Source organism: Halomonas sp. LC1 (assembly GCF_030247125.1).
Classification (GTDB): Bacteria; Pseudomonadota; Gammaproteobacteria; order Pseudomonadales; family Halomonadaceae; genus Vreelandella.
This window is the reverse complement of the sequence record NZ_JASSPG010000009.1, coordinates 137,620-154,009: the sequence shown is the minus strand read 5'-3', so window position 1 is coordinate 154,009 and position 16,390 is coordinate 137,620. Positions and strand designations below refer to the sequence as shown.

The 16,390-nt window shown below is 59.0% G+C and carries 16 protein-coding genes; 5 read left to right on the top strand and 11 right to left on the bottom strand.

The genetic code is table 11. The annotated features are described in order from the left end of the window. The first annotated feature begins 282 nt into the window (after window positions 1-282). A complete protein-coding gene (locus QIT27_RS15495) occupies window positions 283-891 on the top strand; it encodes an OmpW/AlkL family protein (RefSeq protein WP_253018884.1) in 609 nt (202 codons plus the stop codon). Between the two features lie 66 nt (window positions 892-957). Here the strand turns inward: QIT27_RS15495 and pepQ are convergent, their stop codons facing one another. The 7 genes from pepQ to QIT27_RS15460 all read right to left on the bottom strand — a co-directional run bounded on the left by pepQ (window position 958) and on the right by QIT27_RS15460 (window position 9,007). Beyond that, window positions 958-2,256 carry a Xaa-Pro dipeptidase gene (gene pepQ / locus QIT27_RS15490; RefSeq protein WP_285264312.1) on the bottom strand — a complete coding sequence of 433 codons (1,299 nt, stop codon included), beginning with the start codon at window positions 2,254-2,256 and terminating at the stop codon, window positions 958-960. 13 nt (window positions 2,257-2,269) lie between these two features. After that, window positions 2,270-3,181, bottom strand: coding sequence for a LysR family transcriptional regulator (locus QIT27_RS15485; RefSeq protein WP_285264311.1), 912 nt, complete (start codon window positions 3,179-3,181; stop codon window positions 2,270-2,272). A 49-nt stretch (window positions 3,182-3,230) separates the two neighbouring features. Beyond that, window positions 3,231-4,292, bottom strand: a complete 1,062-nt coding sequence (locus QIT27_RS15480; RefSeq protein WP_285264310.1) for an ABC transporter ATP-binding protein — start codon at window positions 4,290-4,292, stop codon at window positions 3,231-3,233. Next, a complete protein-coding gene (locus QIT27_RS15475; RefSeq protein WP_285264309.1) occupies window positions 4,289-5,305 on the bottom strand; it encodes an ABC transporter ATP-binding protein in 1,017 nt (338 codons plus the stop codon). Before QIT27_RS15475 ends, QIT27_RS15480 begins: the two co-directional genes overlap by 4 nt. A gap of 7 nt (window positions 5,306-5,312) precedes the next feature. Continuing rightward, window positions 5,313-6,257, bottom strand: coding sequence for an ABC transporter permease (locus QIT27_RS15470; RefSeq protein WP_253018879.1), 945 nt, complete (start codon window positions 6,255-6,257; stop codon window positions 5,313-5,315). Then, on the bottom strand, window positions 6,254-7,303 hold the full coding sequence (locus tag QIT27_RS15465; RefSeq protein ID WP_285264308.1) for an ABC transporter permease: 1,050 nt from the start codon (window positions 7,301-7,303) through the stop codon (window positions 6,254-6,256). Before QIT27_RS15465 ends, QIT27_RS15470 begins: the two co-directional genes overlap by 4 nt. A 132-nt stretch (window positions 7,304-7,435) precedes the next feature. Then, window positions 7,436-9,007: an ABC transporter substrate-binding protein gene (locus QIT27_RS15460; RefSeq protein WP_253018878.1), complete on the bottom strand. Its 1,572-nt coding sequence runs from the start codon at window positions 9,005-9,007 to the stop codon at window positions 7,436-7,438. A gap of 276 nt (window positions 9,008-9,283) precedes the next feature. Here QIT27_RS15460 and QIT27_RS15455 point away from each other — a divergent pair, with 276 nt between their 5' ends. Then, window positions 9,284-9,796, top strand: coding sequence for a hypothetical protein (locus QIT27_RS15455; RefSeq protein WP_285264307.1), 513 nt, complete (start codon window positions 9,284-9,286; stop codon window positions 9,794-9,796). Between the two features lie 6 nt (window positions 9,797-9,802). Here QIT27_RS15455 and QIT27_RS15450 read toward each other — a convergent pair whose 3' ends face one another. After that, window positions 9,803-10,195, bottom strand: coding sequence for a glutaredoxin family protein (locus tag QIT27_RS15450; RefSeq protein ID WP_253018876.1), 393 nt, complete (start codon window positions 10,193-10,195; stop codon window positions 9,803-9,805). A 240-nt stretch (window positions 10,196-10,435) separates the two neighbouring features. Here QIT27_RS15450 and mpl point away from each other — a divergent pair, with 240 nt between their 5' ends. Genes mpl through QIT27_RS15435 form a run of 3 tightly spaced genes read left to right on the top strand, consistent with a single transcriptional unit; the run spans window position 10,436 to window position 13,106 of the window. Continuing rightward, a complete protein-coding gene (gene mpl, locus QIT27_RS15445; RefSeq protein ID WP_285264306.1) occupies window positions 10,436-11,821 on the top strand; it encodes a UDP-N-acetylmuramate:L-alanyl-gamma-D-glutamyl-meso-diaminopimelate ligase in 1,386 nt (461 codons plus the stop codon). Then, entirely contained in the window at window positions 11,818-12,486 is a 669-nt protein-coding gene (locus tag QIT27_RS15440) for a flavin prenyltransferase UbiX (RefSeq protein WP_253018874.1), read from the top strand. The genes mpl and QIT27_RS15440 overlap by 4 nt, the downstream gene beginning before the upstream one ends. Further along, the gene (locus QIT27_RS15435) at window positions 12,483-13,106 is read left to right on the top strand and encodes a LysE family translocator (protein WP_285264305.1); all 624 of its coding nucleotides are present in this window, start codon (window positions 12,483-12,485) and stop codon (window positions 13,104-13,106) included. Before QIT27_RS15440 ends, QIT27_RS15435 begins: the two co-directional genes overlap by 4 nt. A gap of 11 nt (window positions 13,107-13,117) precedes the next feature. On the opposite strand, the gene QIT27_RS15430 is transcribed toward QIT27_RS15435, so the two are convergent. From QIT27_RS15430 to QIT27_RS15420, 3 genes are read right to left on the bottom strand one after another with little or no spacing between them, the layout of a single operon-like run. Next, complete coding sequence (locus tag QIT27_RS15430; RefSeq protein WP_285264342.1) at window positions 13,118-14,515, bottom strand: bifunctional DedA family/phosphatase PAP2 family protein; 1,398 nt, start codon at window positions 14,513-14,515, stop codon at window positions 13,118-13,120. A gap of 22 nt (window positions 14,516-14,537) precedes the next feature. Beyond that, the gene (locus QIT27_RS15425) at window positions 14,538-15,434 is read right to left on the bottom strand and encodes a diguanylate cyclase domain-containing protein (protein ID WP_253018872.1); all 897 of its coding nucleotides are present in this window, start codon (window positions 15,432-15,434) and stop codon (window positions 14,538-14,540) included. A 26-nt stretch (window positions 15,435-15,460) separates the two neighbouring features. Beyond that, on the bottom strand, window positions 15,461-16,315 hold the full coding sequence (locus QIT27_RS15420; RefSeq protein WP_253018871.1) for a hypothetical protein: 855 nt from the start codon (window positions 16,313-16,315) through the stop codon (window positions 15,461-15,463). Between the last annotated feature and the right edge of the window lie 75 nt (window positions 16,316-16,390).

Here is a 16,390-nt window from a genome sequence, read left to right as displayed (position 1 = left end):
CTTGCGTGACGACACTCGATGCTCTCCCTTCTTTGCGACGTTGCTAAGGCGATGCCTGGCAACCTACCGAGTGAGCTGGCGTGCTCCACCTGGGTCCCCTTCGGGGGACTTTTTTTATGCCTGCTTGTCGGGGCCGTTGGTTAATAAAAGCTATCAGAGTCAGAAAACCTATAATAAAATTTCACAGGAAATTTGGAAACAGTGTTCGTATACTATATATTGTATAGGTTAGCTGGTGTCGACCAGCACCAATCCCAAGCAAGATGCAAGAGGATGACCCTGATGAGCAAAATGAAATTGATCACCGCCGCTATCGTTTCAGCCAGCGCTTTCATGGCGAGCCAAGCCGCTATGGCTTATGAAGCGGGCGATGTCTTTGTTCGCGGCGGTGTTGCCCAAACGGACACGGGCTCAGGTAATGGCAACGTTGGTGGCGCAGACCTCAACGTACAAAGCGCACGTGGTTTCACTTACGGTGCGGGCTACCTGTTTAGTGACAAATTTGGCGTTGAGCTCAACAGCTCGGAAAAATTCGAGCATGATCTGAACACCACGCCCGGCGGTAGCGCAGGTAGCGTAGATCGTCTGCCGGTGAACCTGCTGGTGAACTACTACCCGATGGGTGGGTTGGATTCCAAAGTCCAGCCTTACGTAGGCCTCGGCTTGAACTACACCAGCTTCTCTAGCGAGCCAGCTAGCTTGAGCATCGATGAGAGCTATGGCGCGATTGGCCAAGCGGGTGTGGATCTGGCAGTGACGGATAACGTCATGCTGAACGGCTACGTTAGCTACGCTGACGTGAGCGCTGACATCAACGCGGCTGGCGCCACCATTGGTGAAGTCGATATCGAGCCTGTGACCATCGGCGGCGGTATCACTTACCGCTTCTAATCAAGGCTTGTTAGGTACACGCCCGGCTCACTGACGTGAGCCGGGCGTTTTTTTGTTGGCCAATCGTTACAGTGTTAAGTTATCTGAGCCGCTATCCGTCACCAAAATATTGTCCTCGATGCGAATGCCGCCGCAAACGGCAAGACGGTCGACCAGCGTCCAGTCGATGGGGTGGGTCTGCTTACGCAGCGGGGCGAGCAGCATGGGAATGAAATAGAGTCCTGGCTCGATGGTGACGACCATGCCGGGTTGCAGTGTCCGGGTGAGTCGCAGGGCAGGGTGAGCTTGAGGCGCTGGTGATGGCGTGCCGTCTGGCTGCATCAACCCGGCCACATCATGTACCTGAATACCCAACGAGTGCCCTAGCCCGTGGGGGCAAAAGGCTCTCGTAATACCTGCTTCCACGGCGCTTTCTGCGCTGCCGGTATACAGCCCGTGTGCGACCAAGATATCAGCCAAGCCTTGGTGCATTTTTTCATGCAGTGCAACGAAATCGACGCCAGGGGCGATGTGTGCAATCAGCGTATCTTTGAGGCTGTGCATGGCGCTGATTAAAGCGCCGAATTCGGTGGGGGCATCTGGGCCTGCATAGGTGCGAGTAATATCGGCGCAGTAACCCCGAAAGCGTTTGCCCGCATCTACCAGCAGGCTATAACGCTGCTTGGGGGCTGACAGATCATAGCGCTGATAGTGTAGGACCCCGGCATGCTCATTCAGCCCGATAATGTTTTGGTAGGGCACGTCCGATTCTCGCTGTCGGCTGGCCCCCAAATAGGCGAGCTGCACATCCAGCTCGGCGGCTGCACCAATAAAAGCCGCGTTAGCCGCCTGATGACCTGCTACCGCTAGCCGGTTCGCCTCACGCAGGCAGGCAATTTCATAAGCAGATTTCGTCATCCGCAGCTCATCTAGCTCGCGAACTAACGCTTCAGGTTGCAACGTGGCCACGTTAGCGAGCTGCGCGGCACTTTCAAGCGCCGTCACATCGCCAAGGATAGCCGCTCGGCCTGACAGCGGTGGGGTGATTTTATCGCCGCATAGGTGCACATCGAACTCAGCGACCCACGGCTCTTCAGGTAGCTGTGTCGGCAAGTGCCAAAAGTCGGCGGGCGCGTAAAGATAGAGCTGAGGGCGTTGATCCGGTTGAATCACCAGCCAGCTATGCTGAACATCTGCTAGACCGACCCAGTGGATGAAGTGACCGTAAGACTGAAAGCTGGTGGCGTGATCGTCGGCAAAGTGGTTGCGTGCGTGGCCGCTATAAATCGCCACGCTATCCAGCTGATGAGCCGCCATGCACTGCTGGTAAGCGCGCTGTAGCGACGCGATATGCTCGCGCTGCTGTTGGTGTAGGGTTGCTGACATAAAAGGCATCCTTTCAAGGTCGGGGCGGGGTGAGTTCGCTCCACAGGCTATCGAGTTCGGCGTGGTGTTGGCTTTGGTGACGATAAAGTCGCAGTTCCATGGGGACGTCCCAGCGGCTGTCACCCGCTCTCACCAGAGCGCCGCTGGCGAGCTCTGCCGCGACGTTGCGCTCGGGTAGCCAGCTCATGCCGTAGCCCAGCAGCACCAGTTCTTTGATGCCCGCTGCATAGAGGTTCTCACTTTGCGCCGTTAGGTACGTACTTTGGGGGAGTCGCGCCAGGTGCGCTTTGACCGCCGAGCCTAACAGCCCTCGCTTGGGATACGCCAACCACGGCACTGGCTGCTGGCGTGAGCCGGGTAGCAAAGCGCAGGCAGTGCCATCCCGCGTCAGCCCGGTTACGGGGATCAGCCGCTCATGGCCGATCACCCGATACGTACAGGCGCTGGTATCGATATCCAAATCGCAGCGCCCAACGGGCCAGTAACAAATCGCCAAGTCGCACTCTGCCCGGGCAAGCGCTTGAAAGTAGTCGCTGGCCACCCAGCCCGTGGCGCGCAAATACGGTTGAATACGCGCCTGCCAGCCGGTGCTGGCGAGCCATTCCGGCAGAAAGTGCGCCAGCAGACTTTGCGGTGCGGCCACCATGATGCGCCGCTGCTGCCCGGCGCTGATTTCACGAACGCGGTCGCGTGTTAAGCGAACCCGGTCGGTAACCTGTTCGCATAGCGTCAAAAACTCTTCTCCCGCAGGCGTTAGCGATAGCGGTAGCGTTTGCCGATTGATCAGCGTAACGCCCATCTCCTCTTCCAGCAGCTTAATGCGCCGGGAGAAGGTGGGCTGTGTGACGTGCTGTTCGTCGGCGGCGCGGGAGAAGTGTCGCGTTCTGGCCAGGGCGATGAAGTCTTCTAGCCAGCGAATTTCCATGCCTTACCTCGCAAAGCGGCCAAGCGTATAGCGGTTGAGAGGGCCGCGCTCATAGGCGGCCTTCCTCAACAGCGTGACACGCCACGCGGGTGCCGTCATCCTGGGTTTTCAGGGCAGGAATTTCCTGTTTGCAGCGGGCGTTGGCATGGGGGCAGCGGCCATGAAAAACGCAGCCGCTAGGTAGGTTGACCGGCGTCGGCACTTCCCCTGATAGACGAATATGCTGTGGGCGGTCATCTTCCAGGCGGGGGATCGCTGACAGCAGCGCCTGAGTATAGGGGTGGCGGGGCTTGGCAAACAGCGTTGCCGTCGTCGCCACCTCACATACCGTACCCAAATACATCACCGCCACCCGCGTCCCAAAATGCTCGACCACCGCCAAATCGTGGGTAATGAACAGATAGGTCAGGTGACGATCTCGCTGAGCATCCATCAAAAGATTGAGCACCTGCGCCTGGATCGATACGTCCAGCGCTGAAATGGGCTCGTCGGCCACGATAAATTCGGGGTCGACGGCGAGCGCGCGAGCAATCGCAATACGCTGGCGCTGTCCGCCGGAGAACTCGTGTCCAAAGCGCTTACCCCAGTCCGGGTCGATGCCCACCGAGCGCATCACGTCTTCGACTTTGTCGAGGATTTGCTGGCGGTTCCAGTCGGGGTGGTGCAGGCGCAGCGGCTCTTCCAGGGTTTGCTGAATTGTCATCCGCGGGTTTAGCGACGCGTAAGGATTCTGGAAGATCATCTGCATGCGCTTGCGGTAGGGCAAGAGCTGCTTTGAGCTAAGATTGTCGATGCGCTGGCCGTCGTAACGAATCTCACCTTCTGAAGGTGAAATTAGCCCCATGACCGTTCGCGCCACGGTGGATTTGCCGCAGCCAGATTCACCCACCACGCAGAGCGCTTCGCCGCGTTTGATGTCCAGGTTCACGCCGTTAATGGCGTGGACATACTCCTGATGGCGAACCAGCTTGCCGCCTTTAAAACGTAGCTGTTCCAGAAAATCACCGGAGAGTGAGAAGCGCTTTTTGAGACCGCGAATTTGTAGCAGTGACTCGCTACTCTCTTCGTTTTGGGTTGGCATGGTCGCTATCGTTTCCGCCTGGGCGTTCATAGGCTTTCCTCCTTCAAGCGGCGATCTTCCAGCATTTCCGCTACCATGTGACAGGCCACGCGACAGTTTCCAGAATCAACGAAATCGGGGACTTGCTGGGTGCATGCAGGCCGAGGCTGACCGTCGGCACGGTTAATAAAGTCGCAGCGGGGGTGAAACGCACAGCCGCTGGGCAGGTTAGAGAGCGACGGCATGCTACCACGAATCTGATTGAGCTTTTCCCCAGGCGTTGCCATCTGCGGCAGTGCGTTGATCAAACCTTGCGTGTAGGGGTGCTGCGGGTCGTTGATGATTTCCCGCGTGGGGCCTTGCTCGATGACGCGGCCTGCGTACATGACCAGCATACGCTGGGTCACTTGGCTCACCACACCTAGGTCGTGGGTAATCAAAATCAAGCCCACGTTGTGCTGCTCACACAGCTCCAGCAGCAGCGCCATGATTTCGGCCTGGATCGTCACGTCTAGCGCCGTGGTAGGCTCGTCGGCAATGATGATGTCCGGGTCGAGCAGTAGAGCGATGGCGATGATGATGCGCTGGCGCATCCCGCCGGAAAGCTCGTGGGGGTACTGATCCAAACGCTTTTCCGGAGAGGGGATCTGCACTTGGCGCAGCTTATCCAGGGCGATGGCACGCGCTTCTTTGGTCGAAATACGCCGATGCGCCTTTAAGCACTCCACCATCTGTTCGCCGATGGAGAGCACTGGGTTCAGCGTCATCATCGGATCTTGAAAGATCATCGAAATGCGGTTGCCGCGCACTTTGCGCAGGCCACGCTCCGACATGCTGTTGAGTTCTTTCCCTTCAAATTTAATGCTACCCCCGGCAATAAAGCCGGGCTTGGCGATCAAATTCAGCAGTGAGAAAGCGGCGACGGATTTACCCGCGCCAGATTCGCCTACAATACCCAAGCGCTCGCCGCGCTCCAGGGTGAAATTCACGTCGCGCAGGGCGCGCACTTCGCCCTGGCGCAGGGCAAAGCGGACATCGAGTTGAGAAACTTCAAGAAGTGCCATGGTGTCCTCAGCCTTTGTAGAGTCGTGGGTTCATGACATCGCGCAGCCAGTCGCCCAGAAGATTGATTGACAGCACCAGCACTACCAGCACCGCACCGGGGATCAACGTGATCCACCAAGAGCCTGATTGAATATAGTCAAAGCCTGCTTTGATCAGCGAACCCAGCGAGGGATGCGTTTCCGGCATACCCAGACCCAAAAACGACAGCGCCGCTTCGGAGATGATGGCGTTGGCAATTTGCACCGTGGAGATAACGAAGATCGGTGAAAGCGTGTTCGGCAGCACATGGCGGAACATGATGCGTTTACTCCGCAGGCCCATGACGCGGGCGGCATCCACGTACTCTTTGTTTTTCTCGGCCAGTACCGAGGCGCGCACGGTACGAGCATACTGGGGCCATTCAGCAAGGCCGATGATCAATATCAGCATCAGAACGGCGTACTGGCTGTAGAACGCGCTGCCCAGTGTGGCTTTCACCACGGCACCCACGACGATGGCCACCATCAGCGTCGAGAACGAGAGCTGGATGTCGGCCAGGCGCATCAGGAATGCATCGACACGGCCACCCAGGTAGCCGGCCATCAGGCCGAAGGTCACCCCCAAGAGGGCTTGTAGTGCCACTGCGCCAAAACCGATCAGCAGCGATACCCGCGTACCGTAGAGAATGATCGACAAAAGGTCGCGCCCCTGTGCGTCGGTGCCCAGCGTATACATCTCGTCGGCGCCATCGATCCAAAAGGGCGGCAGCTCGGAGGCGAGAATGTCGATTTGCGCCAGGTCATAAGGGTCGGTCGGCGCTAAAAGCGGTGCTGAAAAAGCCGCAATGACGAGGCAGATGAAGACCGCCAAACAGAGTTGCGCCGTGCGGTCGCGTTTGAAGCTGTACCACAAGAAGGAGTCGCGCATGCGCTCCCAGCGGCTTGGGGCAGTGGACGTGGTAGACGTGGTCATGCGGGCTTACCTGTCAGTTTTACAGTGGGGTTCACGAAGCCGTAGATCAGATCCACGATGGTATTCGTAACCACGAAAATGACGCCGACAATCATCAGGTAGGTAACAATCAGCGGAATGTCGGCACGGTTGATGGCGTCAAGGAACATCAGCCCCATGCCCGGCCATTGGAATACGGTTTCGGTCAAAATGGTGTAGGCCACCATAGTACCGATTTGCACGCCGCCCACGGTAATCACCGGCAGCATGGTGTTTTTCAGCGCGTGCACGAAATAGACCCGACGCATGGAGATCCCTTTGGCGCGGGCATACTTCACGTACTCGGACTGCAGCACTTCCATCATTTCTGCGCGAATCAAACGTATGAACAGCGGCAGCATGATCGACGCCAGCGACACGGCGGGCAGCACCAAGTGCTTCAAGCCGTCCCAGGTCACTAGGTTGGTATCCCAGTGGCCCACGACGTGCACCAAATCATAGCCACGGCCAAAAGACGGCATATTGCCCTCGGTCGAGAGCAGGCCGTTGAGCCAAGCGCCCCAAGCCGTGCTTTCGGGGAACAGCGAGACGGTGATGCCAATCGAAAAAATTTGAATCAACACGATGGCGGTCAAGAAGACCGGGATCGAAATGCCGATGATCGATGCGCCCATGAAAAATCGGGAGATGGGCGAGCGCGGTTTGATCGCGCTATAAACGCCAATGGGCACCGACAGCAGCACGATTATCAGCGTGGCGGCAAAAACCAGCTCAAGGGTAGCGGGCAGGTGCCGAGCAATCACTTCCAGCGCCGGTTCGCGGTAGAAATAGGAGTCGCCAAAATCCCCTTGAACGGCATTTTTGGCAAAGCGCACGTATTGAACCAGGAAGGGGTCGTTGAGCCCCAGCCGTTCACGAATGGCTTCGCGTTCACTTTCAGGGACCGACTGTCCGACCATCTGCTGTACAGGGTCACCCAGGTTATCCTGGATGGCGAAGGCCAGTACACTGATGACAAACATCACCAATATTGCGTGCATCAGCCGCTTGATTAAAAAAGCAATCATGGCGTACGCCACCTATGTAGGTTAATCAGAGAAGCGCCGCATCAGGGCCGTGGCGGCCCAAAGAAAACGCTTCGCCCTCCAGCATGACTGGAGAGCGAAGCATCCTTGCGGGTTATCGGTTCTGCGTGGGGCTTAGCGCTCGATCACCAAGTCACCCAGGTAGGGGAAGTCCAGTGCGCTAACGACTGGTTCAACGTCAACGCCTTCCGCTGCGGCGTAGGCAAGGTTTTGCCAGTGCAGCATGACGAAGCCTACGTCTTCATACAGCATGGCTTCGGCTTCACGCAGCATCTCGTTACGTTTCTCGAGATCGGTTTCGCCATCGGCTTCCGTCACCAGCGCGTCGATCTCTTCGTTGCAGTAGCTGCCGTAGTTGTACTGGCCAGCACCGCTCTCCTCATCGATACAGAACGAGAGGTACTGGAAGAAGTTGGCGGTATCTTCGGTATCCGCGTGCCAGCCGATCATGGCGATGTCGGACTGACGGGTGTCGTACTCAGGCCAGTACTGGGCCAGCGGCATAGTGCGCAGATTCACCGTGATGTTGATGCGTGCCAGCATGTTGGCCACCGCCTGGGCGATTTGCGCATCGTTCACGTAGCGGTTGTTCGGCGCGATCATGTCGACGGTGAAGCCCTCTTCGTAGCCCGCTTCGGCCATGAGTGCTTGGGCGCGCTCCAGGTCGTAGCGAGGAACGAGATCCGGGTTGTGGCCAGAGTAACCTTCCGGAGAGAACTGGCCAGCCGGTGTGGCGAAGCCGCGCATTAAACGGTCGGCGATGCCTTCCTGATTGATGGCCAGGTCAACGGCTTGACGAACGCGAGCATCCTGGAAGGCTTCAACGCGCTCTTCGTTGAGCTGGAAGCCGATGATACGGGTGCCGGGCACTTCGACCAATTCCACACCGTCAGCGTCACGCACACGATCCAAGTCGTTGGGCGGAACGGCATCGATGAAGTCCACGCCGCCAGACAGCAGGGCCGCCACGCGTGAGGCGTTTTCGGCAATCGGCGTTAGGATGATTTCAGAAACGTTGCCTTCGCTTTCGGTGTCCCAATAGTCTTCAAAACGTTTGAAGTCGACGCGGACACCCTGGCGGCGGTCGGTCACGATGAACGGGCCGGTGCCTGATACGTTACGTGAAGCAAACGAGTTACCGGCTTTGACGATCTCGGCTTTGTCGTTACCCTCTTCGGTTTCGCCTGTGTAGAACTCGCTATCCATCGGGAAAATGTAGGTGGCGAGGTTCAACAGCAGCGGGTAGGGCTCAGACGTGGTGATTTCGACGGTGTAGTCGTCGATGGCTTCTGCGCTGGCCACCGGGTCAAAAATGGCGCGGTAGTCCGGGCTCTCTTTCAGACGCTCAATGGTCCACACGACATCTTTTGCTGTGAAAGGGTTGCCCGAGTGAAAGGTCACGCCTTCACGCAGGGTCATGCGCATGGTGGTGTCGTCGACCTGCTCCCACTCGGTTGCCAGGCGCGGCTCGAACTGGAAGTCTTTGGTCCAGCGTACCAGCGGATCGAAAGCAAGGTGCGAAAAGCGCAGCACGCCGCCCGAGAGCTGCTCATGCAGGTCCAGGGTTTCAGGGTCGGCAGAATAACCGATACGCAGGGTTTCAGCGCTAGCCGTCATCGGCAACATGGCAGTTGCTGCTACGGTCGCACCAATCACGGAGGCCAGTAGTGTCTTCTTGAGCGTCATCTTTGTTCCCATGCATGTTGTTTATTGTTCGCTTTACTGGGCGAGTCGCAGGCGCGTCACGAACCAGCAAAACAGACACGGTCAGCTCGTAAGCTATGCTGACAACATAGAGAGAGGTGATAGCGTCATACAATCGAAATAATGACTGGCATCATTCATCTGCTAAATGATGGGGCTAACGGCGCACGTTGGAAGCAATAGGATTAGACAAAAGTCGATGCGTGTCAGCGGTGGGTTAGGCTAGCCTCAAACCGATCACATAAGGCGTAGTAGACGATGTTCAAACAAGGAGTTGGCTGGCTGCTCGCCAGTGCATTAACCTGCGGCTCGCTGCTGGCAGGCGCTGACGAAACGGCGAACATAGTCGGAACGTTGGACGGTGAGGAGCATGCTTGGTTCGTATTACGACAGGGGGACGACTCCAATGCGACGTTCATGGAAGTCGGCGATCAGCGCCAAGTCGAGGTTACCGGCTTCATCGACCCGTTGGAGTGGGATGCCCAAGAGGCGCTGGTACTGAGCTTCGTGTTGGAGGGTGACGAGCTCGTCGCGGCCAAGGTCATGCAGCTCATCGGTCATACGGCTATGCCACCTCTCTATACCTCGGAAGGGGGCAGTGTCGACGTGACGTTGAACCACGGTGAGCAGCAGGGACGCGAGCTACATTTAAAAGGCGAGATTCAAGGCGTGCTGGCACTGCAACGCGACGCGAATACGCCCCCCAACACGTCGGAGGGCATCGATATTCACGTCCACTTCGAGCTGGTTGCGCAAAGGGTGGAGTTTTAAAGGCCGTTAGTGAGCGCCAAAGCGCTGCTGCAGCCAGCGGTTGATCTCATCCGATTCATAGAGCCATGTCGCTTGGCCGTCATCATGCTCAATTTTCAGGCAGGGGACTTTGACCTTACCGCCGCCCTCCAATAGGGCCTGTTTGTGGTCGGGGTCTAGCTGGGCATCTCGACGTTCGATATTGAGCCCCAGTCGTGCCATCTCTTTGCGCACTTTGATGCAGAAGGGGCATGTCCGAAACTGGTAGAGCGCGAGTTTCTGGCAGGCGGCATCCACCTCGGCCTGCTCTTCAGGCGTGCGCGTAACGGAGGCGGGCGTCGAGAGCTTCTCGGAGATCAGCATGACCGGGGCCAGCAGAACGCGAACACCTCTAAAAAAGTAACGAATCAATAGACGCATGATGGACTCCTCTCCTGGGTTGCGGATCACCGCGCAGGGTCTGGTAATGGAAATAGTGAAGAAAGGGTGGGCGCATCCTGCAATAAATCGCCTCCATTGTCACTTTCTCTACCCTGCACGCCCTCTCTTCCCGCGAACGAGGTGAGCAACACCGCTTGGCGTGCTAATCTCAGCGCTCGTTGATTGATGTGTCTAGTAAGTTCAATCGTTTGAAATGGTTAGGAAGGGAGCGCTCGGCCCATGCGTCTACACATAATTGGTATCTGTGGCACCTTTATGGGGAGCCTTGCACTTCTCGCACGGGAGTTGGGCCATGAGGTGAGCGGCTCCGATGCCAATGTGTACCCGCCAATGAGCACCCAGCTTGCCGAGGCGGGCATCACGTTAATGGAGGGCTATCGCGAGGAAAATCTCTCGGAGGCCTTCGACGTGGTGATCGTCGGCAATGCGCTCTCACGTGGAAATCCAGAGGTAGAGGCACTGCTCAATCGTGGCCAGCGCTATACCTCGGGGGCGCAGTGGCTAGCGGATTACGTGCTGCCAGGGCGCCACGTGATTGCGGTGGCCGGTACTCATGGAAAGACCACCACCGCAAGCCTTTTGGCGTGGCTGCTGGAAAGCGCCGGACTATCGCCCGGTTTCCTGATTGGCGGCGTACCGCGCAACTTCGGCGTGTCCGCTCGGCTGGGGGCTCCCGATGCGCCTTTCATAGTAGAGGCCGATGAGTACGATACGGCCTTCTTCGATAAGCGCTCAAAATTCGTTCACTACCGGCCAAACGTTGCGGTGATGAACAACCTTGAATTCGATCATGCCGATATCTTTCCTGACCTCGCTGCCATCGAACGTCAGTTTCACCATCTGGTACGTATCGTGCCCAGCCAAGGGCATCTGCTGCTGGCCGATCAGCAGCCCGCCTTGGAACGGGTGCTGTCGATGGGGACCTGGTCTCCCGTAATCCGTTTTGGCACCGACCACGGCAGCCAGTGGCAGCTGCGACTGGAGCGTCCCGATGCCAGCCGTTTTCAGGTGTTGCATTTAGGTGAGCAGGGCGAAGAGGATGGCGTCGTGGAGTGGTCGCTTACGGGCGAACATAATGCCCGCAACGCCCTGGCCGCCCTGGCCGCGGCACGCCTTTGCGGGGTGAATTTGGCGCGTGCCTGTGCGGCGCTGGCGCGCTTTCAAACGCCACGGCGTCGCCAGGAGGTTCGAGGAGAGGTCAACGGCATCCAGGTCATCGATGATTTTGCCCATCACCCCACGGCCATTGCCGCCACGCTGCAAGGCCTGCGCGCCGCTACCACCAAAGGACGTTTGCTGGCGGTGATCGAGCCCCGCTCCAACACCATGCGCTTGGGCGCTCTGCGGGAGCGTTTGAGCGAGAGCGTCGCCGAGGCGGATGCCGTGTTCTGGTTTCAGCCCAGCGGCGTGGCCTGGTCGATGGAGTCGCTCGTAAAGGCCCAAGGGGAGCGGGCCGCGCTGTTTGATGACATCGACGCTCTGGTCGAGGCTGTGGTCACACAGGCGTCACCCCTCGACCGTATCGTGGTGATGTCGAACGGTGGCTTCGACGGCGTGCATGAGCGATTACTGGACGCATTAACCAAGCGGGAGCAGGCGAAGTGACGACGACGTTTAAACCACCGGTAACCGTAGCCCTCACCGGTGCCTCTGGCGCGCAGTATGGCTTGAGATTGATCGACGTGCTGGTGGACGCCGGGCACGAAGTGTGGGTGATGATTTCCAAGGCGGCGCATATGGTGATTGCGACGGAAACCGACGTCTCCCTTCCGGCGCAGCCGCAGCGTTTGGTCGAGGCGCTGACCGAAAGAAGCGGTGCGCAGCCTGGGCAGATTCGCTGCTTTGGCCGTGAGGACTGGATGGCGCCAGTGGCGTCTGGGTCGGGGGCTCCGTCGGCGATGGTCGTTTGCCCCTGTTCGACGGGCACGCTTTCGGCAGTGGCCACCGGCGCGAGCAATAATTTGATCGAGCGCGCGGCGGACGTCGCCATCAAAGAGCGCCGCACGCTGGTGATGGTGCCCCGAGAAAGTCCGTTCTCACCGATCCATTTAGAGCACATGCTGGCGCTGAGCCGCCTGGGCGTGGTGATCCTCCCCGCCGCGCCGGGGTTTTATCACCGCCCGCAGCGCCTGGAAGATTTGATCGACTTCATCGTAGCCCGCATTCTCAACCAGCTGGGGATTGCGCATACCCTGATGCCGCGCTGGGGCGAAGAATCCCACGCCACCGCGACCTCTCGCGATGCACAAAACAAGGACGGTGAGCCATGATGTCATGGGCGACGCTCTCGGTCTTCGTACCTACGTTTCTTTTCGTCTCGTTAACGCCAGGGATGTGTATGACCCTGGCCATGGTGTTGGGGATGACGCAAGGCGTCAAACGCACGCTGTGGATGATGATCGGAGAGCTGATTGGCGTCGGGTTCGTGGCTGCCGCCGCAGGGGCGGGCGTGGCCGCGCTGATGTTACGTCAGCCAGAGCTGTTCGTCGCCTTCAAATGGGTGGGCGGCGCCTATTTGGCTTATCTGGGTATCATGATGTGGCGCTCCCGCGGGCGGATGGCCATTCCCAGTGAGCTGGATACCGGCCCGGCAGCCGGTCGGCTTCAATTGGCGATGCAAGGGCTGGTCACGGCAGTCGCCAATCCGAAAGGGTGGGCATTTTTCATGGTGCTGCTGCCTCCGTTTTTAGACGGCAGCAAGCCGCTAGCGCCGCAGCTCAGTATGTTGATCGCAGTCATTCTTACCATCGAATTTGCCAGTATGCTGGTGTACGCGACCGGCGGTAAGACGCTGCGTAAGCTGCTGGGCAAAAGCGGGAACGTCAGGCTACTAAACCGTATTGCCGGAACGTTGATGATAGGTGTCGGCCTGTGGCTCGCGCTGGGCTAAGCGGCACGCCATCACACGGGCGAGAAAAACACGACGCGGGTACCCACGCATAACAGCGACCCTAGCAGCAGCGCAGCCCAGGGGAGTGGCGGTAGCGGTGCCCGGTATCGGCGCTGCCAGTTAATTTGAATCATCGCGCAGACCACTAACCCCAGCAATGCGCCGCCGATGAGGTCACTCAGCCAGTGAACCCCTATGGCCAAGCGTGAGAGCGCCATGGGCAGCGCCGTGGCCATGGCCAACCAATACACCCACATACGTCGCTGTCGAGGCAGTCGCGAGGCCACGAAGGCAGCGAGCAGTCCAACGATGACGACCCACGTCGAAGTATGAGCGCTGGGGTAGGAGAACGACCCCGTGAGGTACTCCGGCGTCTCGGGCCTGGGCCTGGCGAAAACGGCCTTACCCAGCGTGTTGAGCGCACCGATGCCTCCCATGGCCGCTGCGCCGTGCGCGAGCACGTCCCACCGCTTGATCCACGTCAGCCAAACGACCCAGGGAAGTGACAGAGCGGCGATGCCCGCTTTATCGCCTATTTGAGCAAGAAGCAGGCTCGTTTCGGTTAGCCAGTCGGCGCTTAGCCATGAAAAAAGCCGCTGCGCTTGAAGATCGATCATCAGCGGTTCGGGATGCTGTACCACCAGCAGTGTCCAGGCACAGGTCAGCGTCAGTGCGAGGAGCGATAAAAACAGCGATGCCAAGGGCACCTCGCCGCTACGGCTCATGGCCAGCCAGGGGCGGCGCATGACGGGCACGCGTCGAGCCAAACGCGCTACGGCATAATACACGCGTCCGTGCCGTCCTACCTGGGCGCGCCCCCAGGAGAAGACGACGGCCAACCCCACGACGCTGGCGGCCATCACGAGCAAGGCCATCTCCACGTTGGCAGGCAGGTCGAGACGCCGCTGCCAAGTGTGGCCCAGCAAATAGCCCGGCAGCAGGTAGGCGGGCGCCCAGAGTAGCGCCGAGGCGACGTTGGCCAGCAAGAACGTGCGTGCGGGCATGTGCATCATGCCCGCAACGAGCGGAATGATCGGTCGTACCGGACCGACGAAACGGCCAATGAACACGGAGTAGACCCCGTAGCGCTCGAAAAAGCGCGCGCCCCGACCCAGCCACTCGGGATGTTGCGATAGAGGCCAGCGTGATACCACGTGATCGCGGTGGCGTGCGCCCAGCCAGTAGCTCACGCCATCGCCCAGAACGGCGCCCACGAACGCCGCGCCGAGCAGCCATGGCAGGGCAATCATCTGATGCCCTGCCATGGAGGCGGCTGCTGTCATCAGCACAACGCCGGGAACCAGCAGCCCCACCAGCGCGAGAGACTCGATAAACGCGATGCCTAGCACCAGAAGTACTAAAATCTCTGGAGAGGGCGATAGGGAGAGTAACGACTCGGTCATCGGCAAAGACGCATCCGTGGGTAGAAAGTCAACCGTTAGCCATCGCGTCGGCACGCGCTTCCAGGCGCTGTACGTAACGCTCGAAACTCTCTTTGCGCAGCGGCAGGCAGGTAGCAATGCGCGCTTCCAACTGACCGGTCTCGACCAATACGCAGCGGGACAAGGCTCGCTGCAGTCGCTCACGCACGAGCAGGGCGCCACTCTCACTGGTGTCGGGCAGCACCAGCCAGAAGGTGGCGTTCCCCGCGCGTCCTAGCAGGTCGTGGTCGCGGCAGCGGCTATTGACCTCTTGGCACAGCGCCCCCAATAGCGCCGTTTGGGCACGCTGGCCAAACTGCTCTTCTGCCATGTCCAACTGGGGAAGGTGCAGCACCAAAACGGCCAAGCGCTTATTCAGCATGGCGGCGCGTTGGAACTCATTGTTCAGGCGCTCTTTCAGCGTATCGATGTGGTAAGCATTGCAGTCGCTGTCGTTAGGGTCCGTAGCACGCAGTAGCGCTCGGCGTCGGGCGTGTTCCCAAGGAGGCAGCGCAAGCAGTAGCACCAATACCACCACGCCCAACGAGAGCGGCGCCGCGTCGAAAGGCGCCAGCCATCCCCACGCTACCAAGCACACCGTGTTGACCGCTAGCGCACTCCATAAAGGAAGCAGTAAAAACGTTGCCGCAAGGGGCAGGCCCAGCCAAAGAGAGGCCGTGTCAGGGTGGGCATGCACGGCGCTCAATACCACGACATACGTGCTGATCAGTAACAGCGTGCGGGGGAGCGCGGGCTGTGTGCCCTGGGCCAAATGCATCAATAGACACACCAACAGCAATATCGACACGAATAGCGGCACCAGCAATTCACGATAGCTGCCCATGGCATAGAGCCACAGCGTATAGGCCGCCATCATGACGATGCTCGCACCATAGGTTGACGTCATTAGGCGCTTAGACGAGATGAGCGTGTTCATGCAGCCTCGCGTAACGGGGAGGTCGGAAAGCGGCTGAGTTCTTCGAGGGTCAACGATGCCAGCTCAATGTCCATGAGCGGCTTGTGCTGCGTGAGCACGCTATCCGGTAGCGCTGCCAGCAGCAGCGTGCGGCGGCTAGCGGCTTCACTGGGCGTTTTGGAAAGCATCAGCGTAGCTAGGGTCGTGCCGTTGAGGCGGTAGACGTTCTCGAAGTCGTAGGTGAGTTCGCACAGCTTTTGCGCTACCTGCCAAAGCTGATGCCGTCTTACCCGAAAGAGCAACACCTCGGCGTAGATGGCTTCCCGTTCAGAGCGTGTCTGTTCGCGCATCAAATCGCGCAGTAGCTGCTCGCCTGCCCAAAGATTCAAACCCGGGATCAGGCGCAGCCGTTGGCGAATGGCGCCGTTGATCGCCAGCAGTTGGTGGGTACGCGACATGGCTAACACCATCAAAACGGTCAGGGAGAGTGTCATCAGCAGCCAGGCGGGGAGTGGCATGAGCGGCGCCAGCACAAGGCAGCTGGCAAACGCCGCGCAGCCGTTGAACACGGCAGCCCATCGATGCTGCGGCAGCATGAAGACGGCCCCCCACGCCCAAATGAGTAGCGCATGACGTTCGGGGGCGGTCGCTATCAGGCCTAACAGCAGTGTACCGGCCAGCATTTGCCAGGGCAGGCCCCGGGAGCGGCGATGGCTAAAGTCGAGAATGAGGGCAGTCATCAATAGCCAGCCGACAGAGAGCCACATCAAAACGGCGGCCGCCGGCGCGTCGCTGGGCGTCCAGAGAGATAAGGCGACGGCTGCGGCGAGCAAGTTGGCCCTCAATAGGCTGATTTTGTATTTGCTTTGCATGGTGGCTTACTATCTACCTGATGGCGAATGGCCCAGTGGCCCGTAGCATAACGCATTGCTTGGCCTCGTCCTTGG

Excerpts from the sequence above, each read along its gene's own strand:
- QIT27_RS15475 (WP_285264309.1), bottom strand. The coding sequence starts at position 5,305 with ATGGCACTTCTTGAAGTTTCTCAACTCGATGTCCGCTTTGCCCTGCGC.
- QIT27_RS15465 (WP_285264308.1), bottom strand. The coding sequence starts at position 7,303 with ATGATTGCTTTTTTAATCAAGCGGCTGATGCACGCAATATTGGTGATG.
- QIT27_RS15450 (WP_253018876.1), bottom strand. The coding sequence starts at position 10,195 with ATGCGTCTATTGATTCGTTACTTTTTTAGAGGTGTTCGCGTTCTGCTG.
- QIT27_RS15425 (WP_253018872.1), bottom strand. The coding sequence starts at position 15,434 with ATGACGTCAACCTATGGTGCGAGCATCGTCATGATGGCGGCCTATACG.
- QIT27_RS15480 (WP_285264310.1), bottom strand. The coding sequence starts at position 4,292 with ATGAACGCCCAGGCGGAAACGATAGCGACCATGCCAACCCAAAACGAA.
- mpl (WP_285264306.1), top strand. The coding sequence starts at position 10,436 with ATGCGTCTACACATAATTGGTATCTGTGGCACCTTTATGGGGAGCCTT.
- QIT27_RS15485 (WP_285264311.1), bottom strand. The coding sequence starts at position 3,181 with ATGGAAATTCGCTGGCTAGAAGACTTCATCGCCCTGGCCAGAACGCGA.
- QIT27_RS15495 (WP_253018884.1), top strand. The coding sequence starts at position 283 with ATGAGCAAAATGAAATTGATCACCGCCGCTATCGTTTCAGCCAGCGCT.
- QIT27_RS15470 (WP_253018879.1), bottom strand. The coding sequence starts at position 6,257 with ATGACCACGTCTACCACGTCCACTGCCCCAAGCCGCTGGGAGCGCATG.
- QIT27_RS15455 (WP_285264307.1), top strand. The coding sequence starts at position 9,284 with ATGTTCAAACAAGGAGTTGGCTGGCTGCTCGCCAGTGCATTAACCTGC.
- QIT27_RS15435 (WP_285264305.1), top strand. The coding sequence starts at position 12,483 with ATGATGTCATGGGCGACGCTCTCGGTCTTCGTACCTACGTTTCTTTTC.
- pepQ (WP_285264312.1), bottom strand. The coding sequence starts at position 2,256 with ATGTCAGCAACCCTACACCAACAGCAGCGCGAGCATATCGCGTCGCTA.
- QIT27_RS15460 (WP_253018878.1), bottom strand. The coding sequence starts at position 9,007 with ATGACGCTCAAGAAGACACTACTGGCCTCCGTGATTGGTGCGACCGTA.
- QIT27_RS15420 (WP_253018871.1), bottom strand. The coding sequence starts at position 16,315 with ATGCAAAGCAAATACAAAATCAGCCTATTGAGGGCCAACTTGCTCGCC.